Source organism: Paenibacillus ginsengihumi DSM 21568 (assembly GCF_000380965.1).
In the GTDB taxonomy this organism is placed as follows: domain Bacteria; phylum Bacillota; class Bacilli; order Paenibacillales; family NBRC-103111; genus Paenibacillus_G; species Paenibacillus_G ginsengihumi.
Map to the genome: position 1 here is coordinate 1 of NZ_KB905552.1, position 25,790 is coordinate 25,790.

Sequence of the window (25,790 nt, forward strand, 5' to 3'; positions counted from 1 at the left end):
TGTCGCCTCACGCGCCTAGGTGTGCCCGGGGAGGGGCCGCGCTAATGCGGAGCTCGAACGCTGACGTGGAGCGTCTCTTCATGCTCACTAGTCTGGGGTGCTGTTTTGCCGGGCTAACGCTAGCCAGAGAGCTTATTTCGCTCGAAACGATCGATTTGACATTCTAACGCAAGTGAGCAGCCTTACTTCGGCATTTTGGGCTACCCGATTCAGCGTTTCTGGCCAAATAGCGTTACGACGTTTCGTTACATTTTAAAAAAGGTACGATTCAGCAAAATAGCGTTTGTCACGAGCGTTAGAGATTTGGAAGCTTCGGCAGGGGCGCAGGAAGGGGCCGCGCACCCCGGCGCTATTTTCAAGACAGACATCTATATTCCGAGTGCATGCCGGCCTTTTAAACCGTTACGGTTTTAGGCCGGTTTGTGTTATACTGAGAACTGATACAATGACCCGGTTACCACGATGTTGCCGGACGGAACACGGAGGTGCCCGACTCATGGAGAAACAACAAACGGTCTCGTCGAAAACGAACGGAAAGGTCATTCCGGTGACGATGGATGCCACCTTTTTCTTTGAAAAAGCCGTTCAGTCCTTGGACCGGTTCCATTATGATAAGGCATTGAAATATTTTCGCCGTGCCGCCGAATTCGAGCCGGACAATCCGGTGAACCACTGCAACCTGGCGGGCCTTCTGTCCGAGATGGGCAACTACGAGGAATCGAACCGCATTTTGCAGCATGTTCTGGAGCAGATCGATCCGAGCATGACGGAATGTTATTTTTATATGGCTAACAATTTCGCCAATATGGAAAACTACGAATCGGCCGAAAAAGCGATTGTGGATTATCTCGAGAACGACCCGGACGGTCAATTTCTCGAGGAATCCGAGGAAATGATGGAATTTCTCAGCTATGAGCTCGACCGAACGCCCAAGCTGACGACGATCAAAAGCCGGGAGGCGATGTTCCAGCACGATAAGGCGCGGGCGCTGCTGGAGGAAGGGAAATTTTCGGAAGCGGCGCGGCTGATGGAGGGAATCGTCCAGAGCCATCCGGATTTTATGGCGGCGCGCAACAATTTGGCGCTGGCCTATTACTATATGGGGCAGTTCGACAAGTCGGTGAGCATGATCCGCCAGGTGCTGGAGCTTGAGCCTGGCAACCTGCACGCCCTGTGCAATCTGGCCATATTCCTGCAGCATTTCGGCGACCGGGAGGCGCTCGAGCGTCTGATCGCCTTGCTGAACAAGACGTATCCTTTCCACCAGGACCACGCCTTCAAGCTGGCGACGACGATGGGGATTCTCGGCGAGCACGAGAAGGCTTACCGATTGTTCCGCCGCTTGCTGAGGACGAGGGAAGCGGGGCAAGATCCGTGCCTGCATCACTACTCCGCGGTCGCGGCGTATAATACCGGCAGATACGAGGAGGCCGAACGGGCCTGGCAGCAGGCGGAGAAGCTGGACCCGGGATCGGAGATTCCCCGGTTTTATTTGAGCTTGCTGGACAATATCCGCCACGAGCAGACGAAGCCGCCGATCGGCTATCATTATCACCTGCCCTTCGAGGAGCAGATTCGCGGTTGGGATCGCAGCGGCGAAGGGATTCCCGAGCACTTGAAGAAGGACCCGCTGGTGCGCTCTTCTTTCTTCTGGGCGCTGCGCCATGGCGACACGGAGACGAAGCTGCAGGTGCTGCAAGCTTTCGGCCTGATCGGGGATAATGAAGTGAAGGAAACGCTGCTCTCGTTTGTGCAGGAGCCGGATGAAGACGACGATATGAAAAAGATGGCGATCTTCGTGCTGCGCAGCATCGGCGTCAAGGAGCCGCTAAGCGCCGTGCTGGACGGCAAGCAGGTGACGGTGGCGGCGTCGCCCTTCTCGCCGAACCTGCCGTTCTGGGACCGCCGCTGGCAGGCGGTGATGGAGACGGCGCTGCGGATGATGGCGCGGCGATACGATATGGTGCAGCAATTCGATCTGCAGACGCTGTGGGTGGAGTATTTGACCCGGGTCTTTCCCGACGTCCCCAAGATTACGAAGGTCGAGGGCTGGGCGGCCGCGCTCGAATATTTGACCGCGAAGATGCACCGGCGGCCGATCACGTACCAGGAAGCCGCGGAGCGATACCGCGTCTCGATCGGCACGGTGAGCCGCAACGTCAAGCTGATTGACGAGGCATGCGGGCTGAAGGAAAAGATGAGCGCGATATTTTCGAAATGGACGGGACTTGAAAATCGTCAATAAAACTGTAAAATAGAAAATAACAGTTACTTTAAATGTAACAGTTAAAGGAGGAGACCGTATGTACAAAACCATCGTTATCGGAACCGGCCCGGCCGGACTGACGGCAGCTATTTATTTGGCCCGCGCCAACTTAAACCCGCTCGTCATTGAAGGTCCGGAGCCTGGCGGGCAATTGACGACGACGACCGAGGTCGAGAACTTCCCCGGCTTCCCGGAAGGCATCATGGGCCCGGAGCTGATGGACAATATGCGCAAGCAGGCGGAACGCTTCGGCGCCCAATTCAAGACCGGCTGGGTGAACAGCGTCGATCTGTCGAAGCGCCCGTTCAAGCTGACTGTCGAAGGAATGGGCGAGCTGGAGGCGGAGTCCTTGATCATCTCTACCGGCGCGTCCGCCAAGCTGCTCGGCATTGAGAACGAGCGCGAGAACATCGGCCGCGGCGTCAGCACGTGCGCGACCTGCGACGGCTTCTTCTTCCGCGGCAAAAAAATCATCGTCGTCGGCGGCGGCGATTCGGCGATGGAAGAAGCGAATTTCTTGACGCGTTTCGCCACTGAGGTGCGTCTGGTGCACCGGCGCAACGAGCTTCGCGCGTCGAAAATCATGCAGGATCGGGCTCGCAGCAACGAGAAAATCACGTGGAGCCTGAACAAGACGCCGATCGCCGTGGTGGCCGGAGAGAAGGGCGTCACCGCCCTTAAGGTGCGGGACAACGAGACCGGAGCGGAAGAGCTGCTGGAGACCGACGGCATTTTCGTAGCGATCGGACACAAGCCGAATACCGATTTCCTGGGCGGGCAGATCGAACTGGACGAGCACGGTTACATCAAAGTGAAGCCGGGCAGCTCTTTGACCAACGTCGAAGGCGTCTTCGCCTGCGGCGATGTGCAGGACAACAAATACCGCCAGGCGATTACCGCAGCGGGCAGCGGTTGTATGGCTGCGCTCGATTGCGAGAAGTTCCTGGAAGGTCATATGGTGCACGATTGGAGCCAGTCGCTCTAAGGAGCCGCTGGTGAATGCAGGCGCGGGACTTACCTCAAAGTCCCGCGTTTTTGCGTCATCGGCGCGGGGGGGCCATTATTGGCGCAAGCTGCAGGTGGCTGTTACAGCACTTTAAATTCTGGATAAATTACCCAAGTTGTGGCGGCCGCAGCAGGTACGGTCGGATGCAGCGAGCCGCTCGGCTGCCGGATAAGAGGGGCGCAGCGCTTGGGGGGCGGCGTCGCCGCTTCATCTTGACCTTAGGTATAGGTTGGCTTATAGTTGAAGCAGAGAGCTTAACGCGAATTTATGTACGAGGTGAGCATTCCGGATGGAAGATCAAGTGTATGTTGGCGTCGATTTGGGCGGCACGACGATCAAGGTCGGTCTTTGCGATCATCAGGGCAAGCTGCTGAATACTTACGAAGGGCCGACGGGCACGGAGCATGGCTCCGATGTCGTGCTGGACAATATTGCGCAGTATGTGCGGAAGCTCGTTGATGACTCGCCTTACGAATGGGAACAGGTTGCCGGCATCGGAGCGGGCTTTGCCGGCTTCATGAACATCCCTGAAGGAATCGTCAAGCTGGCCCCGAATCTCGGTTGGCGCAACGTGCCTGTCAAGCAGATCCTGGAAGCGAAGCTCGGCAAAACGGTAAAGATCGACAACGACGCCAACATCGCCGCTCTCGGCGAAGCCTGGAGCGGAGCGGGGGCCGGAATCGCCAACTGCGTTTGCTATACGCTTGGAACCGGCGTCGGAGGCGGCATTATTATCAACGGACGGATCTATCAAGGGTATAACGGAACGGCCGGCGAGCTTGGCCATATGAACGTCATTCCCGATCTGGAATCGATCGACTGCGGCTGCGGCAAGAGAGGGTGCCTGGAGACGGTTTCTTCGGCGACAGGCATTATTCGCATGGCCAAAGAAGCGGTCGAGCGCGGGGAGCACACTTCGCTGGCGCTGGTGCCCAACATTACAGCCAAGGATGTATTCGATGCGGCCAAAACCGGGGATGAGGTGGCGCTTCGCATCGTGAACCGGGCGGCTATGTACATCGGCAAGTCGATGGCGCTGATTTCCGTTATATTGAATCCGCAGCGGTTCATCGTGGGCGGAGGCGTATCGAAAGCGGGAGACATTCTGTTCGATGCGATCCGCAAGCATTATCATGCCTGCGCGCAGGAAACCGCCCGGGAGGGCGTCGATATCGTGCCGGCCGTGCTTGGCAACGATGCCGGCATCGTAGGCGCGGCAGGCCTCAATCTGCGCGGGTAAATGAAATAACGGAGCTTATCCTTACGAAGTAGCTTTGCCTTGCAAAGCTAAGCCTACGCTTACGAAGCGGGCTTTCCTACGGAAAGCCCAAGCTTATCCTTACGAAGCAGCTTTGCTTCCAGCAAAGCTTGGAGGAGGTTAACCCCATGGAGGAGACGCATTTCCTCGGCAAGCTGGTCATCATCACCGGCATGTCTGGAGCCGGCAAGACGATCGCGGTCCAGAGCTTGGAGGACCTGGGCTTTTTTTGCGTGGATAATCTTCCTCCGATTCTGATCCCGAAGTTCGCGGAGCTGATCGAGCAGTCCAAAGGACGCATCGGGAAGGTGGCGCTGGTGATCGATCTGCGCGGCCGCGAGTTTTTCACTTCATTGTCCGAGTCGCTGCGGTACTTGAAGGAAAGCAATGCGTTAACTTACGAAATTTTGTTCCTGGATGCGACCGATTCGGTGCTCGTTCAACGCTATAAGGAAAGCCGCCGCAAGCATCCGCTCAATCCCGGCGGTCCGCCGCTCGAAGGGATTCAGCAGGAGCGCAGGCTGCTGGAGGAGCTGAAAGGGCTGGCGACCCAGGTGATCGACACGAGTAACCTGAAGCCGGCCAAGCTGAAGGAAAACCTGATATCCCGGTTCACCAATATCGAATCGGCGGGCATCTCCATCAACGTCATATCATTCGGGTTCAAGTACGGGGTTCCGATCGATGCTGACTTGATCTTTGACGTGCGCTTTTTGCCCAACCCGCATTGGGTGGAATCGCTGCGCCCGCACACAGGGCAAGATTCCGACGTATATGAATATGTGATGAAGTGGTCTGAGACGCAGGAGTTTTTGAACAAGCTGCTCGATATGCTTCATTTTCTTATGCCGCAGTACAAGAAGGAAGGGAAGAGCCAGGTCGTCGTCGGCATCGGATGTACCGGAGGAAAGCATCGGTCTGTGGCGATTGCCGAATATTTGGGCAAAACGCTCGGCAATAGCGAAACCGAAATGGTGCGGGTCAGCCATCGGGATGTCGACAGGGACCGGGTCGAGGTGAAAAAATGACGGGCTCTGCCAAAGCGGCCGAATACAGGCCGCGGATTGTCGTCATTGGCGGAGGCACGGGGCTATCCGTGATGCTGCGCGGTCTCAAGGAAAAGCCGGTCGATATAACGGCGATCGTGACCGTAGCGGACGACGGCGGCAGCTCGGGGCGCCTGCGCTCGGAGCTGTCCATGGTTCCCCCCGGCGATATTCGCAACGTGCTGACTGCGCTTGCCGATACCGAGCCGCTGCTCGGGAAAATGCTGGAATACCGCTTTAAGCGCGGCCGCGGATTAGCCGGTCACAGTTTGGGCAACCTGATTTTAGCGGCAATGCAGGAAATTACGGGCGACTTTGTGACCGGAGTGAGGGAACTGAGCCGCGTGCTCGCGGTGCGCGGACGCGTGCTGCCGGCGTCAGGCACGGCCATCGTGCTGCGGGCGGAGATGGAGGACGGCACCGTCGTGGTGGGCGAGTCCAAAATTCCGCTGGCCGGGGGCAAAATTCGCCGCGTATCCATCGAGCCGGCTGATGTCGCGCCGCTCCCCGACGCGCTTGAAGCGATCCGTATGTCCGACGCCATACTGATCGGACCGGGCAGCCTGTATACCAGCATTTTGCCCAACCTGCTTGTGCCTGGAATTACGAAGGCAATCGCCGAATCCGACGCGCTCAAAATTTTCATTTGCAACGTCATGACGCAGCCCGGCGAAACCGATAATTATACGGTAAGCGATCATTTGGACGCGGTTAAGGAGCACGTCGGCCAGGACTTGTTCGATTACGTCATCGTCAATAACGGCGAAATTCCGGAGCAGGTACAGAGCAAATATGCGGAGAAGGGCGCCAAGGCGGTCCATCTCGACCTGGATGAAGTAACGCGCAAAGGGTATAAGGTGATTGCCGACAGGCTGGTATTGTTTCGCACCTATTTGCGGCACGACGCCCGGAAGCTGAGTCAGCATATTTATCAGCTGGTGGAGAGCTGGATGTTCAAAAAGAGGTGATGTTCCATGTCCTTCGCCGCACAAACCAAGAAAGAACTAACGATGATCGAAGGGGATGCCTGCTGCGAGAAGGCCGAGCTATCGGCGCTCATTCGCATGAACGGCGCCGTGCAAATTACGAATCAACGCATCGTGCTTGACATCTCCACGGAAAATGCGGCGATCGCTCGCCGGATCTACAGCCTGCTGAAAAAGATGTTTCAGGTGCATACGGAGCTGCTGGTGCGCAAAAAGATGCGGCTTAAGAAGAACAACGTATATATCGTGCGGGTCCCGAGTCAGGTGCAGGACATCTTGTCCGAGCTGCATATCGTATCCGAAGGCTTTCAATTCACGCCGGGCATCGAGAAGACCATCATCCGCAAGCAGTGCTGCAAACGCGCTTATTTGCGCGGCGCTTTCCTGGCCGGAGGGTCGGTGAACAATCCGGAAGGCTCCTCGTATCATCTGGAGATCGCTTCGATGTACGAAGAACATTGCCAGGCGCTGTGCCGGCTGGCGGGTGAATTTGATTTGAACGCCAGGTGTATTGAAAGGAAAAAAGGCTTCATATTCTATATTAAGGAGGGCGAGAAGATTATCGAGTTCCTCAACCTGATTGGGGCCCATCAAGCGCTGCTCCGCTTTGAGGATGTGCGCATCATGAAGGATATGCGCAACTCGGTCAATCGTCTCGTCAATTGCGAAACCGCTAATTTGAACAAGACGATCGGCGCTGCCGTGCGGCAGATCGACAACATCCGGCTGCTCGAGAAGAAGGTCGGCCTCGACAATTTGCCGGAGAAGCTGCGCGAGGTGGCGGAGGTTCGGCTCAAGTATCCGGATTTGAACCTGAAGGAAGTCGGCGATATGCTGAAAGGAAATGTCAGTAAGTCAGGCGTCAACCACCGGCTGCGAAAGATCGACGAAATGGCTCAAAAGCTTCGCAATTCGTAGGGATCGCTGTAAATATAGATTTTTTGTGTAATTTATCAATATTTCTAGTGCAAATTGCCGAAAAATGATATAATAGTGGAAAAATCGCTTTTACGGGCAATTACGCCCTTCCAAATTTTGCAATCTTATGATCGTAGGGGGTATACAGTGCATGTCGAGACGCCCAGTAGTCGTGAAATTGAAAACCGGCCTTCATGCCAGACCGGCCGCACTTTTCGTGCAGGAAGCCAACAAGTTTTCTTCCGAGATTTTCGTGGAGAAGGATGAGAAGAAAGTCAACGCCAAGAGCATTATGGGTATCATGAGTTTGGCGATCAGCACCGGGACCGAAGTTTACATTAGTGCTGAAGGATCGGACGCCGAACAGGCTGTAAACGCTTTAGTCACATTGGTCAGCAAAGAGGAATTGGAGAACCAGTAACCTCGCATACGGCTTCCTTCGGGGAAGCTTTTTCATTTTTTCTGGCGCCGTGAACGCAACCTTTTGCAGGGGGATGCGTCTATTTAGACGTGTCTTTTCCCTTTGTAAAGGTTTTTTGTTCATGTCCTCATAAATGGGGGAACAAGACAACAAGATAAAATACACAAGAAGCAATGAGGAGTCGGAGAAATGAAGATGCTCAAGAAAGAGTTGTCCATGCTGCTGATCGTTTGTTTGCTGGCAGCGCTGCCCGCCGTCCCCGCGGCGATGGCCGCCGATACGGAGACGAGTGTATCGTCGCGGACGACGCATGTGCTGCTGTATCTGGATAAAGCGGAAGCTTTTCTGAACGGGGAACAGGTGACGCTGGATACGCCGGCCACCATTATCAAGGACAAAACATTCGTTCCTGCCAAGTTTCTCGGCGACGCCATGGGGCTTAAGGTCGAGTGGAACGAGGAAACGCGGCAGATCCTGATGGAGACGCCGGGCTACAGCATCATCCTCGACAGCGACCACAAGTCCGTCTGGATTAACGGCATGCTTGAAAATTTCGACGATGTCGCGGCGATCGTCAACGGCCGGCTGCTGATCAAGCTTACCTGGCTCGCGGATTATATGGGTGCCAGGTACACTTATGACGGCGAGCTGAGACGGGTCGAAGTGCTTCATGTGCGAAGCCCGATCGGCATCTATAATCCGAATACGAACAACTCGAGCCCCGTAGCCAAGTTTACTTTCGCCAAGCCGACGTACCGGATCGGCGAGCCGATCGATTATGTCGACCTCAGCTACGACCCCGATGCGGAAGGGATTGTCAAGTATGAATGGAGCGGACGGCAGGAGGCCTTCTTCCAGCCCGGGACGTATCCGATTTCGCTTACCGTATTCGATAAGCACGGCAACAAGAGCAATACGTATACGCGCAATTTGATCATTGAGAACGATGTCTATTTGAGCGAATTGGAGTATCCGATCTACAAGAAGCCGGTCGGCGGCTTCATCAAGACGGATTGGCGCACGCTGTGGGGGCATTTTTGGGAGCTGCCCCAGCTCAGCAAGCTGAGCGTGACAGAGGACAAATCCCGCAAGCTGCTCGTCAGCGACAGCCCGGAGGAGTTCAAAACGACGGGAATTCTGTATCAGGACAGCATTGAAGGCAAGGGCAGGCTGTACGCCGATCATATTAACGGGACGAACGAAAAGGTGTCCTTCGCCATTCTGGCGACGAACATGAGCGACAAGCCGGTCACGATCAAAACGACGAATAAAGGCGAGGTATGGCCGTCGGTGTACGCCAACCTGATCGGCAATGAAGCGACGGTCGATTTTCTGATGAACGACCCGCTGGACGAGAAGATGACGATTCCGCCGCATCGCACGTTCATTTACTCCCAATTCCCCGATTTTTATCCGGGTCAAGGTGTGAACCTGTTCTACGATGTCGAGACGGACGGCAAGGTTGAATTCACGTTCGTGGCGGACCATCAAATATCGCAAAACTCGCTGACGCTGCCCAAGCTGGCTTTCGACGGCCATGTCCGCGGTTCCTTCCCGGTGTCAGAGGTGCAGTGGACGATCGATGCGAGCTCGTTCACGGTGCCGTCGCGGCTCGTGATCGGCGATAATGTCACCGATCCGTTCCAGCCTGGCTACGACACGATTCGCAAGCAGGAAGTGAAGAACGACGGCAATTACGGCGTCGTGTATAAGATTCATGCCGACAAGCCGCGGAAGATGGCGATCATGCTGCTGGCCAAGGGCGGCGTGTTCAAAGGCCCGATCAAAATCAACGGCGAAATTCGCCTTGTGCCGGAATCCGGCGTCCTGACCGCCTTCGACGGCATGCAGATCGTTGCCAGAACGACCGGCAAGGAAGAAGCGCTCGATATCGAGTTCAGCCCGCCGGCAGGCTCGGCCTTCCCGATCGATTTGATCTTCTATCCGCTGGAAGATAAATAATTGGCGCTAAGACCCCGCTGGTTCGGCTTTGGCCGTTATCGGCGGGGTTTATTTGCGGTTATCCGTACGTTTTGTTGTCGGTATCCCGTACGGTTTGCTGCCGGTATACGAAACAGCGATCTTGGCAGCGGGAGCGGCCGTCTCTTTGCCCTCCTGTAGCGCTAGCTAGCTTAGCAGCGGCTAGCTGGCTGGCGGCAGCCAGCTAAGCGGTAACCGGCCTGGCACAGCAGCTAGCCTGGCAGCAGCCAGCTAAGCGGTAACCGGCCTGGCAGCAGCTAGCCTGGCAGCAGCCAGCAGCGGCAACTGGCCTGGCCTAGCTAGGCAGCAGCCAGCGGCAGCGCCGCGGCAGCAAAAAGAACCCGGTCGCGTTAGACCGGGCTCTTGCATAGCGGAACGCTTATACTTTTTCGATGACTTTGTCGATGAGGCCGTAGGCTTGCGCTTCATGAGCAGTCATGAAATAGTCGCGATCGGTGTCCTTCTCAATGCGTTCGAGAGGTTGTCCCGTCCGCTCGGACAAAATATGATTGAGCTTGTCGCGCATTTTCAGAATGCGCTTGGCGCGAATCTCGATGTCGCTCGCCTGGCCTTCCGCGCCTCCGAGCGGCTGATGGATCATGACCTCGCTGTTCGGCAGCGCGAGGCGCTTGCCTTTGGCCCCTGCGGCCAGCAGGAACGCGCCCATGGAAGCGGCCATACCGACGCAGATCGTCGAGACGTCCGGCTTGATGAATTGCATCGTATCGAAGATGGCCATGCCGGAGGTAATGGAGCCGCCCGGGCTGTTAATGTACAGATGGATGTCTTTATCCGGATCCTGCGCGGCCAGGAAGAGCAGCTGGGCGATAACCGAATTGGCTACAACATCGTTGATCGGAGTCCCCAAAAAAATAATGCGGTCTTTCAACAGACGCGAGTAAATATCGTAAGCGCGTTCGCCTCTCGCATCCGGTTCAACTACCATAGGGATGAAACTCATGGCGTGCAGCCTCCTTTGCGGAATGTTCCGCAGGCTTCTATAGCGGCAAAGTGTTCGCGGCGTCCGCGCATCGTTCCGGCTTTCAAAGCCCGGCCATGCCCTGCGCGCCGGTCCACACGAACCGTACCATTGTATGCCTACGGTTATTTATATAACCAATATAACGAAAAATCAAACAAAGGTCAAGAAAGGTCAAACATAAAAAATAAAAAAACCAGTTCCAGGAACTGATCTTCGTTTGCTTTAATAAAGTGGCGCGCCCGCGAGGAATCGAACCTCGATCTCAGGCTCCGGAGGCCTACGTCATATCCATTGGACCACGGGCGCTTATAATTAACGCTCAGTCATTCACAGGAATGACAGCAAAACTTATTATAGGGGATACGATTCAAAAAAGCAAGTCTATCTTGAAAATTTGTCGTTGATGTCAGCAAAATTTCAACACCGTAGGTGATGAGCGATGACGTAAGGATTCGTTCGTCATAGGCGTCCGGCGCGTCAATGGGCCGGGCACAGGCCCCGGGCTGGGTTTCGTGCTTCAGGGCGGGTTCCATGCCTCGGCTGGCTCGTGCCCCTGTGCCCGAGGAGGGTTCTGCGTTCTGGCTGGTTCCTGTACCACTGTGCCCGAAGTGGGTTCCGCAGCCTTGGGCTGGTTCCCGTGCCCCTAGTTCCGCGTTCTGGCTGATTCCCGTGTGTGTCCCCTGTGCCCCGTGCACGCCAATCCGCTGCGCACTTTCGAGCCGATTTCACAGGCTCCCATCGGTGGATCGAACAGGTGCGAGCAGCGAAGGCCGACCGATCAGGCGTATGCTGCAAGAGAGCCTGCAAAGTTGTAATTTGTACAACAAAAACGGGGAAATATACCGCAGTAGCGGCTCAATGTTGTAGAAAGTGCAACATGGAGCGCGGTGTTCCTCGCTTTGAAGCTCATCCCGCCCAAATTGTTGCACAAAATGCAACGTTACCCTCCACTTGCGCGAAGAATACGGAAAATGTTGTATTTTTTGCAGGATTCGCCGCCTCATGTGCCCAGGTGTGCCCGGGAGGGCAGCGCTAACGCTAGCCACAGAGCTTATTTCCCTCGAAACGTCCGATTTGAAATTGTAACGCAAGTGAGCAGCCTTATTTCGCATGTTTGGCTACCCGATTCCGCGTTTTTGACAAAATAGCGATACGACGTTTCGTTACATTTTGCAAAGGCTGCGTTTCAGCTAAATAGCGTTTGTCACTTGCGTTAGAGAGGATATTGTGGCTCATGGCGGCACCATGGATCGCTAGTCGTCCTCGGTTTATGATTTCAAGCCAAGAAAAACACCCGCTAACCCGCGGCCGCCCATCCTCGAAAGAACTTCGATAGGCGTGTTTCTTAAAAAGTTGGCGGTGACTAGCCGAAAAACTGTTTACAGCACCGAAGGTGGCGGTCGGGCGGCCGCTTTGTGGCTTGCCGTTTCCGACAGCGATTCGGGGACATTCGGGAAAAAAGTCGTTTTTTGGACAACGGTCACTTGAAGTGTATTGATGCATAAGGTATAATTACTACAGCTAAGTTCGCTTAGTTCTTTTTTTGGCCGATGTGGGACTCAAAATGCATCACCGGGACAAAAAAAGTCCAGCGCCATCGGGAGATGAGCTATGAGGGAATTTCTTGAGATTCAGAAGCAGCTTCTGCCGGACGTTACGGAGACGATGCGCAAACGGTACACGATTCTGCACCATATTCTGGTGTCAGGATTGGTAGGCCGGCGAACGCTGGCAGCCGAGCTGAACACGACGGAGCGCATTCTCCGCGCCGAGGTCGAGTTTTTGAAGCAGCAAGGCCTGATCGAGGTGGAGTCTTCCGGCATGCGAATTAGCGAGGCGGGTCGCCAGCTGCTGGAGCGGCTGGAGCCGATGGTCAAGGATTTGTTCGGTTTGACCGACCTGGAAGAGCGCATAAGGCGGCATTTTCGTTTGAAGCAGGTCGTCGTCGTACCCGGCGATTCCGATTCGTCGCCGCTGATCAAGAAGGAGCTCGGCCGGGCAGGTGCAGCTGTGCTGCGGAAGATCGTGACGAGCGACGAGGTTGTCGCCGTAACGGGTGGCTCGACGATGGCGGAGGTCGCGCACCATTTGAGCGCATCCTCGGCGCTGAAGGGGTGCTGGTTCGTTCCGGCCCGCGGCGGGCTGGGCGAGAGCGTCGATCTGCAGGCCAATACGATCGCCTCCAACATGGCGAAGAAGACGGGGGCGCGCTACCGGCTGCTGCACGTGCCGGATCATCTTGGCGAGGAAGCGTACCAGACGCTGATGCAGGAGGGCAGCATCGCCGAGATTGTTCAGTTTATCCGCCAGGCGAATATCGTAATCCACGGCATCGGGGAAGCGATGGTCATGGCGCGCAGAAGGAAGGTCGATCAGGAACTGACGTCCGCACTTCGCGAGGACGGGGCTCTTGGGGAAGCCTTCGGGTATTATTTCGACCGGACTGGGCGAATCTTACATAAGATGCCTATGGTCGGTCTGAGATTGGAAGATATTCAAGCAATGGATTGGGTTGTCGGCATTGCCGGCGGCCGCAGCAAGGGCGAGGCGATTGCGGCGGTGCTGAACAACGGGCACGAGGATGTGCTCATTACCGACGAAGCGGCGGCCGAGGAGATTGTCCGAAGCTGCGGCATCTAGCAAGCGGAGTCCGGCAACAACCCGGCAACAAGAATGGGCGCTTGACGGACATTTGTCCGTCTTGACATATACAAATTTTTAATCATTAGGAGGCTACTCACATGGTGAAAATCGGTATTAACGGCTTTGGCCGTATCGGCCGCAACGTTTTCCGCGCAGCTCTGAACAACCCGGACGTCGAAGTTGTCGCGATCAACGACCTGACAGACGTCAAGACGCTGGCGCATCTGCTCAAATACGACACAACGCACGGCAGACTGAACGCAACGGTTGAATCGACCGAGGGCGCGCTGATCGTCAACGGCAAATCGATCAAAGTATTCGCAGAACGCGACCCTGGCGCGCTTCCTTGGGCAGCCAACGGCGTAGAGATCGTTGTTGAATCGACCGGTATTTTCACAGCGAAGGAAAAAGCGTCCCTGCACCTGAAAGGCGGCGCCAAAAAAGTCATCATCTCCGCTCCGGCGACAGACGAAGATATCACGATCGTTATGGGCGTTAACGAAGACAAGTACGATCCGACCCAGCACACGATCATCTCCAACGCATCCTGCACGACGAACTGTCTGGCTCCGTTCGCGAAAGTGCTGAACGACAAGTTCGGTATCGTGAAAGGCATGATGACGACCGTTCACTCCTACACGAACGACCAGCAAGTGCTCGACCTGCCGCATAAAGACCTGCGTCGTGCGCGCGCCGCTGCCGAGAACATCATTCCGTCCACGACGGGCGCAGCGAAAGCCGTATCCCTCGTGCTGCCGGAGCTGAAAGGCAAGCTGAACGGCATGGCCATGCGCGTGCCGACGCCAAACGTATCCGTGACCGACCTGGTAGCCGAGCTGAAAACGAACGTGACGGTCGAAGAAGTTAACGCTGCTCTGAAAGAAGCGGCTAACGGCCCGCTGAAAGGCATCCTGAACTACTCCGAAGAGCCGCTCGTATCGAGCGACTACAACGGCGATCCGGCTTCCTCCACGATCGACGCGCTGTCCACGATGGTCGTAGGCGACAACATGGTGAAAGTCGTTTCCTGGTACGACAACGAGTGGGGCTATTCGAACCGCGTTGTGGATCTGGTTAGCTATATCGCGAAAAAAGGACTGTAAGCTTTGCATGATTGTGGCATGATCTAGTTTGACTCTCGCCGGAAGTCCGAAGCAGAGGACGGCAACCGGTTCTGTAATACAGTGATGGGACGCTACGCGCTATGGGGTACGGAACCAGCCACTGAACAAACAGAAAGCGGACGCGCATCCTTCCTGCTTCGCCGCTTCCGGCGAGGGAACGAACAAGACATACCACAATTTTTGTGTACGGACGGGCAGCAAGGAAATGAGCGAGCCAAAGGCGAAGGAGGCATACGAAGGTATGAACAAGAAAAGCGTTCGTGACATCGAAGTAAGCGGCAAAAGAGTATTTGTGCGGGTGGACTTTAACGTGCCGCTCGAGAACGGAAGCATTACCGACGATACGCGGATTCGCGAGACACTGCCGACAATCCGCTATTTGATCGAGCGCGGGGCGAAAGTGATTTTGGCAAGCCATCTCGGCCGTCCGAAAGGCGAAGTGGTGGATGAGCTGCGACTCACACCGGTCGCTGCAAGACTGTCCGAGCTGCTTGGCAAGCCTGTGCAAAAAGCGGATGAAGCGATCGGAGACGCCGTGAAGGCGAAAGTGGCGGCGCTGAACGACGGCGACGTGCTGCTGCTCGAGAACGTGCGCTTCTACCCTGGCGAGGAGAAGAACGATCCGGAGCTGGCGAAAGCTTTTGCCGAGCTGGCAGACGTGTATGTGAACGACGCATTCGGCGCCGCTCACCGCGCCCATGCGTCGACGGAAGGCATCGCTCATCATCTGCCGGCCGTATCCGGCCTCTTGATGGAGAAGGAGTTGGATGTGCTCGGCAAAGCGCTGACGAACCCGGACCGTCCGTTTACGGCCATTGTCGGCGGCGCGAAGGTGAAAGACAAAATTGCCGTGATCGACAATTTGATCAACCTGGCGGACAACATCATCATCGGCGGCGGCCTGTCCTACACTTTCTTCAAAGCCAGAGGGCTGGAGATCGGCAAATCGCTCGTCGACAACGACCGTCTGGAGCTCGTTCAGGAATTTGAGCGCAAAGCGGCCGAGAAAGGCATCAACTTCCTGCTTCCGGTGGACGTCGTCGTAGGCGACAAATTCGGTGCGGACGCCAATACGAAGGTCGTGCCGATCGATCAAATCCCGGCGGATTGGGAAGCGTTCGATATCGGTCCGGAAACCCGCAAAAAATATGCCGAAGTGATCAAAAACTCGAAGCTGGTCGTCTGGAACGGACCGATGGGCGTATTCGAGCTGGAGCCGTTCAAGAACGGCACCCAGGCAGTGGCGGAAGCCTGCGCCGAAACGCCGGCTTATACCGTCATCGGCGGCGGAGACTCGGCGGCTGCGGTCGAGAAGTTCGCTCTGGCCGACAAGATGGACCACATCTCCACGGGCGGCGGCGCTTCGCTCGAATTCATGGAAGGCAAGGCGCTTCCGGGCGTCGTTGCTCTGAACGATAAATAAGGAGGGCCAACATTTATGCGCAAACCGATCATTGCGGGCAACTGGAAAATGTTCAAAACGGTCTCCGAGGCTGTTGCATTCGTGAACGAAGTGAAGGGCAAGGCGGAGATTGACGGCGTGGACAGCGTCATTTGCGCGCCATTCACGAATCTTCCCGCTCTGGTGGAAGCCGTGAAAGGCACGAACCTGAAAGTCGGCGCCCAAAACCTGCACTGGGAAGACAGCGGTGCATTCACCGGCGAAATCAGCGGCGCTATGCTGAAAGATCTCGGCGTTGACTACGTCATCATCGGCCATTCCGAGCGCCGCGCCTACTTCGCGGAAACGGACGACACTGTGAACAAGAAGGTGCACGCCGCATTCAAGCACGGCCTGACGCCGATCGTCTGCGTCGGCGAGAAGCTGGAAGAGCGCGAAGCCGGCCAGACGAAAGACGTGTGCAAGGTGCAGACGGAAGCGGCTTTCGCCGGATTGAGCGCCGAGCAGGCAGCGCAGGTCGTCATCGCTTACGAGCCGATCTGGGCGATCGGCACAGGCAAGTCGTCGACGGCGGAGGACGCGAATGAAGTGATCGGTTACATCCGCCAGCTCATCGCCGGACTGTTCGGCCAAAGCGTAGCGGATCAAGTGCGGATTCAATACGGCGGCAGCGTGAAGCCGAACAACATCCGCGAATATATGCAGCAGTCCGACATCGACGGCGCCCTCGTCGGGGGCGCATCGCTCGAGCCGGCATCGTACATCCAATTGGTCGAGGGGGCCAAGTAAGATGAGCAGACCGAAACCGGTAGCGCTGATTATTCTCGACGGATTCGGGCTGCGCGGGGACGTTCAGGGCAATGCGGTGGCGCAGGCGAAGAAGCCGAACTTTGACCGCTATTGGTCGGAGTATCCGCATACGACGCTGACCGCTTGCGGCGAAGCGGTCGGCTTGCCGGAAGGGCAGATGGGCAACTCCGAGGTCGGACACCTGAACATCGGCGCAGGCCGCATCGTGTATCAGGATTTGACCCGCATCTCGAAGTCGATTCGCGAAGGCGAATTTTTTGACAATAAAACGATTCTCGGCGCGGTCCGCCACGCCAAAACGAACGGCAAGAAGCTGCACCTGTACGGGCTGCTTTCCGACGGCGGCGTGCACAGCCATATCGACCACCTGTTCGCGCTGCTGGAGGTTGCCAAGCGCGAGGGCTTAAGCGAGGTGTACGTGCATGCATTCCTCGACGGCCGGGACGTTGCTCCCGACAGTGCCGTGCGTTACATGGAGCAGCTGCAGAACAAGATTGCCGAGCTCGGCACAGGGCGCATCGCCACGGTGCAGGGGCGCTATTATGCGATGGACCGCGACAAGCGTTGGGAGCGCACCGAGAAGTCGTACCGCGCGATGGTATACGGCGAAGGGCCCAAGTATACCGATCCGCTGAAAGCGATCAAGGAATCGTACGAAAAATCGGTATTCGACGAATTCGTGATGCCGACGGTCATCGTGAAGGAAGACGGCTCGCCGGTCGGCCTGATCGAATCCGGCGACTCCGTCGTGTTCTTCAACTTCCGTCCGGACCGGGCGATTCAGCTGTCGCAGGTGTTCACAAACAGCGATTTCCGCGGCTTCGACCGGGGCGACAAGCTGCCGAAAAATCTGCATTATGTATGCCTCACCCTGTTCAGCGAGACGATCGACGGTTATGTCGCTTATGAGCCGAAGAGCCTCGACAACACGCTTGGCGAAGTGCTCGTGCAAAACAACCTGAAGCAACTGCGCATCGCCGAGACGGAGAAATACCCGCACGTAACCTTCTTCTTCAGCGGCGGCCGCGACGTCGAGCTGCCGGGCGAGACGCGGATTCTCATCAACTCGCCGAAGGTTGCCACGTACGACCTGAAGCCGGAGATGAGCGCTTACGAGGTGGCGGAGGCGTGCGTGAGGGAGATCGAGGCCGAGCGTCAGGACGTCATCATCCTCAACTTCGCCAACCCGGACATGGTCGGACACTCCGGTCTGCTGGAGCCGACGATCAAAGCGGTGGAAGCGACCGACGAATGTCTCGGCAAAGTGGTAGATGCCGTGCTGGCCAAGGGCGGGGTGGCCCTTATCACGGCCGACCACGGCAACGCGGACATTGTGACGAACGAGGACGGCTCGCGCAACACCGCGCATACGACGAATCCCGTGCCTTTTATTGTCACGGATAAATCTGTTACACTTAGAGATGGCGGGATTTTGGCCGATATCGCTCCAACGGTGCTGAGCCTGCTTGGCGTCAGCCAGCCGGCGGAAATGACCGGCAAAACCATCATCGCCGGACGCACCAGCTAACGGCGCGCTGACCGGCTTGCCATCCCGGCAGAACCATATCCAAAAGGAGAGTAGCAAACCAATGACGACGATCAGTAATGTATACGCACGTGAAGTTCTCGACTCCCGCGGCAATCCGACCGTTGAAGTGGAAGTGCATCTGGAATCCGGCGCCCGCGGCCGCGCCATCGTCCCGTCCGGCGCCTCGACCGGGGCTTATGAAGCCGTGGAGCTCCGCGACGGGGACAAGTCGCGTTATCTCGGCAAAGGCGTGCTGAAGGCTGTCGAGAACGTTAACGACGTCATCGCTCCGGAAATTATCGGCATGGACGCCCTTGACCAAGTAGGCATCGACAAGCGCATGATCGCGCTGGACGGCACGGAGAACAAAGGCAAGCTCGGCGCCAACGCCATCCTCGCCGTATCGATGGCCGTCGCTCGCGCGGCAGCCGAAGCGCTGGACGTTCCGCTGTACGTATACCTCGGCGGCTTCAATGCCAAGACGCTGCCGGTGCCGATGATGAACATCATCAACGGCGGCGCGCACGCAGACAACAACGTCGACGTGCAGGAATTTATGATTTTGCCTGTAGGCGCTCCTTCCTTCAAGGAAGCGCTGCGCACTGGCGCGGAAATCTTCCACGCGCTGAAAGCGGTGCTGAAGGACAAAGGCCTGAACACGGCAGTTGGCGACGAAGGCGGCTTCGCGCCGAACCTCGGCTCCAACGAAGAAGCGATTCAGACGATCATCGCCGCCATCGAGAAAGCGGGCTACAAACCGGGCGTCGACGTATTCCTCGGCATGGACGTCGCTTCCACCGAGTTCTATAAAGACGGCAAATATCACCTCGAAGGCGAAGGTAAGTCGTTCACCTCGGCAGAGTTCGTGGACTTCCTCGCTTCCTGGGTGGAAAAATATCCGATCATTACGATTGAGGACGGCTGCTCCGAGGATGACTGGGAAGGCTGGAAGCTGCTGACCGATAAGCTCGGCGGCAAAGTGCAGCTGGTCGGCGACGACCTGTTCGTAACGAACACGAACCGCTTGTCCCAAGGCATCGAGCAAGGCATCGGCAACTCCATCCTGATCAAGGTCAACCAGATCGGCACGCTGACCGAGACGTTCGACGCGATCGAGATGGCCAAACGGGCCGGATACACCGCCGTTATCTCGCACCGCTCCGGCGAAAGCGAAGACAGCACGATCGCCGATATCGCCGTGGCGACGAACGCCGGCCAAATCAAGACAGGCGCGCCTTCCCGGACAGATCGCGTAGCCAAGTACAACCAGCTGCTGCGCATTGAGGACCAACTGAAGTCGGTGGCGCAATATGCCGGCAAAACAGCGTTTTATAACCTGAAAAACTTCAAATAATAAACGCTTCATAGAGGACAGAACGCGAAGCCTTGACTTCGTTCGTCAGCTTCGGTTGCGGATCATGGGCTGACGGCCGTCAGCCTATGATCCCGATAAAGCCATGCCAGGCAGCGATTCCGTGAATGGGACCGGATATCGCTGCCTTTTTACTTTAGTCAGTCGGCACGGGGGCCAAATGCGGTTGGTGTTCCGTCAACCGGAAGCGTATAATAAGAAGATAACGCCGAAATGGTATAACCAACGGGGGCCGATTGCGTCAGCTTATCGGCGCTTGGGCCCGAAAGTTCAGGGCCGGAGCTTGCGCCGCCCCAGGATGGGAGAGAGTCAGCATGGGCAATTGGCTGATCACAATCTTATTATTGTTCGTATCTGCCTTTTTGACGCATTTGATCCCTGGATCCGGTTTCTTCCGCACGCTGGATACGATGATTCATGAATTCGGTCACGCCGCCGTCACGCTCGCTTTGTCCGGCAAGGTGATGTATATCGAGCTGTACAGCAACCACAGCGGCGTCACCTACTCGCAGGTAACGAAGCCCTGGAGCCTGATTCCGATTGCGCTTTCCGGGTACATTGGCGCTTCGCTCTTCGCGGTATTTATGTTTCATGCCAGGGCGCGGGGCAAGCAGCGGCTCGGCTTGCAAATGATGACGCTGCTGGCGCTGTTGTCGCTCGTTCTATTCGTCAGAAATGAGTATGGCGTGATCTGGCTTGTCGGTTTTATTTTGCTTAATCTGATCATGCTTGCCCTTGTCCCGAGATGGCTGAGGGATATGTATTACTTGCTGCTCGCCTTCCTCACGCTGGAGGAATCGGTGTTCGGCCCGATCTCGCTGCTAATGTACGCCTGGCAGGACCCGACACAGGCGGGAGATGCGACCAATCTGAGCTTGGTGACGCCGATGCCGGCTGTCGGCTGGGCGCTCGTGTTCGTCTTGTTCTCGCTCTGGTGCGCCAAACAGGCCATTCAATCGTTCCTTAGCAGGGGACAGCGCCGGAGGCCAGGCGGCGGAGAGTACGATTACGCGCCTTATGAAAGCAGACAGTCCCGATAAGCTTCTGCATTAGTCGTCAATGCGCTCTAACAGGCATTTCGATTTGTCATTCGGTGCATTTTATGGTACTATACTCATACTGCCTATCTTGAAAATAGCGCGGGGCCCGCGGCCCAATTTTCACCATCTGATGGTGCTGCGCCAGCGGCATGGGGGTCTATCATGAAAATTCGACGAAGCCCTTCGGCGAATTTTCAACACCGAAGGTGACGTCCGATAGACGAAGGGAAGTGCCAGCGCTCGTCATAGGCGGCTATTTTCGGACATGGCTTGACGACAAGCTTCGTTCAACGTTTGCCGGGAGGTGGAATTCATGGAAGTGGCTTTGAAGATCATACTGGTCATCGCATCGCTCGGGTTGATCGCGGTCGTGTTGCTGCAGAAGGGCAAGAGCGCAGGATTGTCCGGTGCCATCTCCGGGGGCGCGGAGCATTTGTTCGGCAAGCAGAAAGCCCGCGGTCTGGAGCTGTTCTTGTCTCGATTGACGATCGGACTCGCGATTGCGTTCTTTGTTTTGTCTGCGGTTGTGGCTTTCTTTGTAAAACAAACCTAATGATAAAATGACAACAGCGGGAGCAAACTACTCCTGCTGTTTTTTTATCGCTACAGAAAGTTTAACTTTGCGAAAGGATTAAAGCGAAGTGCGACTTTCTGTACCAAGAAAAACAACCGCTAAAACGCGGTCGCTCATCCATGAATGGACATCGATAGACGTTTTTCTTATATAGCTGCCCGAAGCATTGCCAAAAAAAGCGGGTGCAAACGGAAATTCATGGATTTTTGCGAAACTTGGAATCGTATGGGGCATGGAAACAGGCGGCGGCTTGCCTGTCGCCATAGTCTTATATCGATCCTTACAGATGACGAACTAAGGCAGGTGAAGCAATGAATGGTAACTAGAGAAGAATTGCTCGAATTTATGAAGGAAACGGCGTATAAGCCGATGACGTATAACGAATTGAATCGGCATTTTCAGACGGAGAACGCAGAAGAGTTCAAGCAGTTTCTGAAGCTGCTGAACGAGCTGGAAGGGGAAGGCCTCATTCTGCGGACGCGGAATGACCGTTACGGGGTGCCGGAGCGGATGAATTTGCTGCGGGGGAAGCTGCAGGCGCATGCCAAAGGCTTCGGATTCCTCATTCCGGAGGATCGCGATCATCCGGACGTCTATATTCATGCGAACGACATGGGCACGGCGATGAACGGCGATATCGTGCTGGTTAGGATCAACTCGAAAAGCAGGGACGGCGGCCGGTTGGAGGGCGAGGTTGTGCGCGTCGTCAGTCGCGGCAATACGCAAATCGTTGGCTTGTTCCAATCGCATGAGGAATACGGCTTCGTCATTCCGGACGACAAGCGGGTGATTCGCGATATTTTCGTACCGAAGCATTCCTTCCATGGGGCGATGGACGGGCATAAGGTCGTCGTCAAAATCGTCAACTACCCGGAAGGCCGGGCGGCGGCGGAAGGCGAAGTGATCGAGATTCTCGGTCACAAGAACGATCCCGGCATCGACATCCTGTCGATTATTCGCAAGCATCAGCTGCCAGAAACGTTCCCGGACGAGGTCATGGCAGAAGCCGAAGCGGTGCCGGATACGATTGCGGAGGAAGAGCTGAAGGGACGCCGCGATTTGCGGCATAAGCGCATTGTGACGATCGACGGAGAAGATGCCAAGGACTTGGACGATGCCGTCAATGTGGAACTGCTTCCGAACGGGCATTACCTGCTTGGCGTTCATATCGCCGATGTCAGCTATTATGTCAAGGAAGGCTCGGCGCTCGATCGGGAAGCTTACAACCGCGGCTGCAGCGTCTATCTCGTCGACCGAGTCATTCCGATGCTGCCGCACCGGCTGTCGAACGGCATCTGTTCGTTGAATCCGCAGGTGGACCGCCTGACGATGTCGTGCGAAATGGAGTTCGACGAGAACGCGAACCTTGTGCGACACGATATTTTTACGAGCGTTATTCGGACTTGCGAACGGATGACTTATACGAATGTCCGCAAGCTGCTGACGGAGGAAGAGCTGGAGCCCGAGCTGCAGGCGAAGTATTCTTACTTGCTGGGCGATTTTCGCCTTATGGAAGAGCTGGCCATGAAGCTGCGCGCGAAGCGGATGCGGCGCGGGGCGATCGATTTCGACTTCCAGGAGTCAAAGGTTTTGGTGGACGAGAATGGCAAGCCGACGGATATCGTGAAGCGGGAGCGGTCGATCGCCGAAATGATCATCGAAGAATTCATGCTGGCGGCGAACGAGACGGTGGCGGAACATTTTCATTGGCTGAAGGTGCCCTTCCTGTACCGGATTCACGAGGAACCGGATGCGGAGAAGCTGCAGCATTTTCTGGAGTTTATTACGAATTTCGGATATGTCGTGCGGGGCAAGGGCAATACGGTACATCCGCGGGCGCTGCAGACGCTGTTGGAAGAGATCAAGGGGAAGAAGGAAGAAACGGTCATCAGCACAGTGATGCTGCGCTCCATGAAGCAGGCGAAGTACGATTCGCAAAGCCTCGGTCATTACGGCCTGGCGGCGGAATTTTATTCGCATTTCACCTCGCCGATCCGCCGTTATCCGGACCTGGTCATTCACCGCGTGATCCGCGAGGTGCTGGATTCCGGTGTTTTGACGGATGAACGGCAGGACTATTTGGCTTCGCGGATGGACGATATCGCCCGGCAATCGTCGGAGCGGGAACGGGTGGCGGTCGATGCGGAGCGGGAGACGGAGTCGCTTAAGAAGGCGCAGTTCATGCTCGACAAGGTCGGAGAAGAGTTCGATGGCATTATCAGCAGCGTGACCAGCTTTGGCCTGTTCGTCGAGCTGGACAATACGGTGGAGGGGCTTATTCACCTGTCCAATTTGACGGACGACTATTACCATTTCCACGAAGCGCAGCATGCCTTGATCGGGGAGCGGACGTCGCGGATTTACCGCCTGGGCGACGAGGTCAAGGTACGCGTCTCCCGCGTCAATATGGATGAGCGCACCATCGATTTCGAGATGGTGAATATGAAGCCGCGGCCGCAGAAGGTCAGCCTTGTCGACGCGCTGAACGCGGCGGGCAAGGGCAAGCGCAGCGGCCGCAAGGGCCGCGGCGGAGCGTCCGCCGCCGCGATCACTGCGCGCGGCGGCGGACGGAAGCCGCGCAAGGGCGGAGCCGCCGTCGTGGCGATCCCGCAGCGGCCGGTTAGCCGCAAGGGCGCTGCGAAGGCGGCGGAGCCTGCCGCTTCCGGGGCGAAGCGGAAGCGGAAGCGCGCGGCGAAGCGCTAGCCGCAGCGGGGCGGCTGGCGCTTCGCCGGAGGGCGCGGCGCCGGCGGGAGCGGGCCGCGGCTCGCGCCTGTGCCGCCTATGCCGCCTGTGCTGCCTTGGCAGTCTGGCGCGGGCTCTTAGCGGCTTAAGGACTGCGGCCGGGGCATCATTGCATGCGCCCTGCATTCGATGAGCATTCGGTGTGGCGCCCCTTGATTTCTTGCCGCGTAGTTGGTAAAATAAGCTCCATCCCTGAATGTGCACCGGTTTGTAGGCAGGGAAGGAGAGTGCAGTTCCGATGAGCAAGAAATCGACGACCGAAGGGAAACTGCTTGCGCAGAACAAGAAAGCGTCCCATGACTATTTTATAGAGGATACGTATGAGTGCGGCCTTGTCCTGACAGGAACGGAAATCAAGTCGCTCCGGCAGGGAAAGGCCAACATCAGCGACGCTTTCGCGACGATTCGCAACGGCGAAGCGTTCATTCACAATATGCATATCAGCCCGTTCGAGCAGGGCAACCGGCACAATCCTTCGGACCCGACCCGGGCCCGCAAGCTGCTGCTGCACAAGTCGCAGATCATGAAGCTGCTCGGAACGGTCAAGCAGGAAGGCTATACGCTTGTGCCGCTCAAGGTGTACACGCGCAACGGATACGCCAAGCTGCTGCTCGGCATCGGCCGAGGCAAGAAGCAATACGACAAGCGGGAGAGCGCAGCCAAGCGCGATGCGCAGCGGGACATCCAGCGTGCGCTCCGCGAGAAGCAGAAGGTCGCCCGATAATCGGACGGCGGCTTCCCGGTGTTCCGGGTGAATGCTATGCCAATACTGGGCATAGAGACCTCAGATTCCATCACTTCGATATTCTTTTTGCTCGAAAATGTGGTATAATGAAATAGCATCGAGAGCAACAGCAGATGCTTTTCTTCATAACCTTTTTCATTATTGGCTTCCCGTCTCTTCCCAGCGGGAAGCTTCTCATGCGGGGACGTTCTTAGGATTCGACGGGGATAGTTCGAGCATGGGTTGCGGGTAGTGGGGACGCGTCCACTTCATCAACGCTAACGCCAAATTAAATGGCAAACAACAACAATCCTACGCTTTCGCAGCTTAATAACCTGTGAGCGTGCTCCTACTCTGCATCGCCCATGTGCCGGGATAGGGGCTCAACCTTAGTGGGATACGCTGTCCAGTCTCCGCCTGGGGCTGGCTGAAGAAGACAATCAGGCTGACTTGAGTGAAAGCCGGTTACGGGGCGTTCGCTCGAGTGACATCAAAACTGTGACTACACCCGTAGAAGCCTGTGTGGCGTTATCTTCGGACAGGGGTTCGACTCCCCTCGTCTCCATAATACTTGAAAAAGCACCCAAAAGGGTGCTTTTTGCAATCTATAAAAGCAGATATTAAACTGAATAAGAAATATTTCTGATGCTGTACGGGGTGGTACGGAACTGTAATGTCGTTCGGTTTTTGTAAAAAGGGTTGGTGAATTGATGGATGATAAGGATCACCGCATCTCTTGACAATGGTAAACTGAACTTAAACAGGAGCCCCCTAAAATAAGGGACTCCTTGATCAAGAATAACGTAGCATTTTGCTACGGGTTCAATGTGTTATTATTCTATGCAGAACATCACTAATTACGACAAAAGAGCAGTCACAAGGACTACTCTTCTGGGATCAAATTCTTCAACGTGATAAATCACGGGTTCAATGTAACCTTATTATGACAAAGTAAAGGGTGCTTGAAA

General features: G+C 56.1%; 20 protein-coding genes, 1 tRNA gene and 1 other RNA gene. 19 read left to right on the plus strand and 3 right to left on the minus strand.

The window, feature by feature from the left end; all coding sequences use genetic code 11:
* Positions 1-496: 496 nt before the first annotated feature.
* From F591_RS0104045 to F591_RS0104080, 8 genes are all read left to right on the plus strand, one after another.
* Positions 497-2,245 (plus strand): tetratricopeptide repeat protein, encoded by a 1,749-nt coding sequence (locus F591_RS0104045; protein WP_019533306.1) that lies wholly within the window; start codon positions 497-499, stop codon positions 2,243-2,245.
* 58 nt (positions 2,246-2,303) lie between these two features.
* Entirely contained in the window at positions 2,304-3,251 is a 948-nt protein-coding gene (gene trxB / locus F591_RS0104050; protein WP_019533307.1) for a thioredoxin-disulfide reductase, read from the plus strand.
* Positions 3,252-3,561: 310 nt separating this feature from the next.
* On the plus strand, positions 3,562-4,512 hold the full coding sequence (locus F591_RS0104055) for an ROK family glucokinase (RefSeq protein ID WP_019533308.1): 951 nt from the start codon (positions 3,562-3,564) through the stop codon (positions 4,510-4,512).
* A 146-nt stretch (positions 4,513-4,658) separates the two neighbouring features.
* On the plus strand, positions 4,659-5,558 hold the full coding sequence (rapZ, locus tag F591_RS0104060; RefSeq protein WP_019533309.1) for an RNase adapter RapZ: 900 nt from the start codon (positions 4,659-4,661) through the stop codon (positions 5,556-5,558).
* On the plus strand, positions 5,555-6,544 hold the full coding sequence (locus tag F591_RS0104065) for a gluconeogenesis factor YvcK family protein (RefSeq protein WP_019533310.1): 990 nt from the start codon (positions 5,555-5,557) through the stop codon (positions 6,542-6,544). Before rapZ ends, F591_RS0104065 begins: the two co-directional genes overlap by 4 nt.
* Before the next feature lie 6 nt (positions 6,545-6,550).
* Positions 6,551-7,480: a DNA-binding protein WhiA gene (gene whiA, locus F591_RS0104070; protein ID WP_019533311.1), complete on the plus strand. Its 930-nt coding sequence runs from the start codon at positions 6,551-6,553 to the stop codon at positions 7,478-7,480.
* Between the two features lie 151 nt (positions 7,481-7,631).
* The gene (locus tag F591_RS0104075; protein WP_019533312.1) at positions 7,632-7,901 is read left to right on the plus strand and encodes an HPr family phosphocarrier protein; all 270 of its coding nucleotides are present in this window, start codon (positions 7,632-7,634) and stop codon (positions 7,899-7,901) included.
* Positions 7,902-8,090: 189 nt separating this feature from the next.
* Positions 8,091-9,863 carry a copper amine oxidase N-terminal domain-containing protein gene (locus tag F591_RS0104080; protein ID WP_019533313.1) on the plus strand — a complete coding sequence of 591 codons (1,773 nt, stop codon included), beginning with the start codon at positions 8,091-8,093 and terminating at the stop codon, positions 9,861-9,863.
* Between the two features lie 397 nt (positions 9,864-10,260).
* Here F591_RS0104080 and clpP read toward each other — a convergent pair whose 3' ends face one another.
* On the minus strand, positions 10,261-10,842 hold the full coding sequence (gene clpP / locus F591_RS0104085) for an ATP-dependent Clp endopeptidase proteolytic subunit ClpP (protein WP_019533314.1): 582 nt from the start codon (positions 10,840-10,842) through the stop codon (positions 10,261-10,263).
* 252 nt (positions 10,843-11,094) lie between these two features.
* Positions 11,095-11,169, minus strand: a tRNA-Arg gene (locus F591_RS0104090).
* Between the two features lie 1,305 nt (positions 11,170-12,474).
* On the opposite strand from F591_RS0104090, the gene F591_RS0104095 reads away from it, so the two are divergent.
* The 8 genes from F591_RS0104095 to secG all read left to right on the plus strand — a co-directional run bounded on the left by F591_RS0104095 (position 12,475) and on the right by secG (position 21,335).
* Positions 12,475-13,503: a sugar-binding transcriptional regulator gene (locus F591_RS0104095; RefSeq protein WP_019533315.1), complete on the plus strand. Its 1,029-nt coding sequence runs from the start codon at positions 12,475-12,477 to the stop codon at positions 13,501-13,503.
* A gap of 101 nt (positions 13,504-13,604) precedes the next feature.
* Entirely contained in the window at positions 13,605-14,609 is a 1,005-nt protein-coding gene (gap, locus tag F591_RS0104100) for a type I glyceraldehyde-3-phosphate dehydrogenase (protein WP_019533316.1), read from the plus strand.
* 262 nt (positions 14,610-14,871) lie between these two features.
* On the plus strand, positions 14,872-16,053 hold the full coding sequence (locus F591_RS0104105) for a phosphoglycerate kinase (RefSeq protein WP_019533317.1): 1,182 nt from the start codon (positions 14,872-14,874) through the stop codon (positions 16,051-16,053).
* A gap of 15 nt (positions 16,054-16,068) precedes the next feature.
* Positions 16,069-16,821, plus strand: a complete 753-nt coding sequence (gene tpiA / locus F591_RS0104110; RefSeq protein WP_019533318.1) for a triose-phosphate isomerase — start codon at positions 16,069-16,071, stop codon at positions 16,819-16,821.
* A 1-nt stretch (position 16,822) separates the two neighbouring features.
* A complete protein-coding gene (gene gpmI / locus F591_RS0104115) occupies positions 16,823-18,370 on the plus strand; it encodes a 2,3-bisphosphoglycerate-independent phosphoglycerate mutase (protein ID WP_019533319.1) in 1,548 nt (515 codons plus the stop codon).
* Positions 18,371-18,431: 61 nt separating this feature from the next.
* Positions 18,432-19,724: a phosphopyruvate hydratase gene (gene eno, locus F591_RS0104120; protein ID WP_019533320.1), complete on the plus strand. Its 1,293-nt coding sequence runs from the start codon at positions 18,432-18,434 to the stop codon at positions 19,722-19,724.
* Positions 19,725-20,056: 332 nt separating this feature from the next.
* Complete coding sequence (locus F591_RS0104125; protein ID WP_019533321.1) at positions 20,057-20,782, plus strand: M50 family metallopeptidase; 726 nt, start codon at positions 20,057-20,059, stop codon at positions 20,780-20,782.
* 313 nt (positions 20,783-21,095) lie between these two features.
* Entirely contained in the window at positions 21,096-21,335 is a 240-nt protein-coding gene (gene secG / locus F591_RS0104130) for a preprotein translocase subunit SecG (protein ID WP_019533322.1), read from the plus strand.
* Between the two features lie 78 nt (positions 21,336-21,413).
* Here the strand turns inward: secG and F591_RS31220 are convergent, their stop codons facing one another.
* Positions 21,414-21,620 carry a hypothetical protein gene (locus F591_RS31220; protein ID WP_156829445.1) on the minus strand — a complete coding sequence of 69 codons (207 nt, stop codon included), beginning with the start codon at positions 21,618-21,620 and terminating at the stop codon, positions 21,414-21,416.
* A 51-nt stretch (positions 21,621-21,671) separates the two neighbouring features.
* Here F591_RS31220 and rnr point away from each other — a divergent pair, with 51 nt between their 5' ends.
* The 3 genes from rnr to ssrA all read left to right on the plus strand — a co-directional run bounded on the left by rnr (position 21,672) and on the right by ssrA (position 25,390).
* The gene (gene rnr, locus F591_RS0104135) at positions 21,672-24,059 is read left to right on the plus strand and encodes a ribonuclease R (RefSeq protein ID WP_019533323.1); all 2,388 of its coding nucleotides are present in this window, start codon (positions 21,672-21,674) and stop codon (positions 24,057-24,059) included.
* A gap of 277 nt (positions 24,060-24,336) precedes the next feature.
* Positions 24,337-24,822: an SsrA-binding protein SmpB gene (smpB, locus tag F591_RS0104140; protein WP_019533324.1), complete on the plus strand. Its 486-nt coding sequence runs from the start codon at positions 24,337-24,339 to the stop codon at positions 24,820-24,822.
* A gap of 201 nt (positions 24,823-25,023) precedes the next feature.
* Positions 25,024-25,390, plus strand: a transfer-messenger RNA (tmRNA) gene (gene ssrA, locus F591_RS29995).
* The last annotated feature ends 400 nt before the right edge of the window (positions 25,391-25,790 follow it).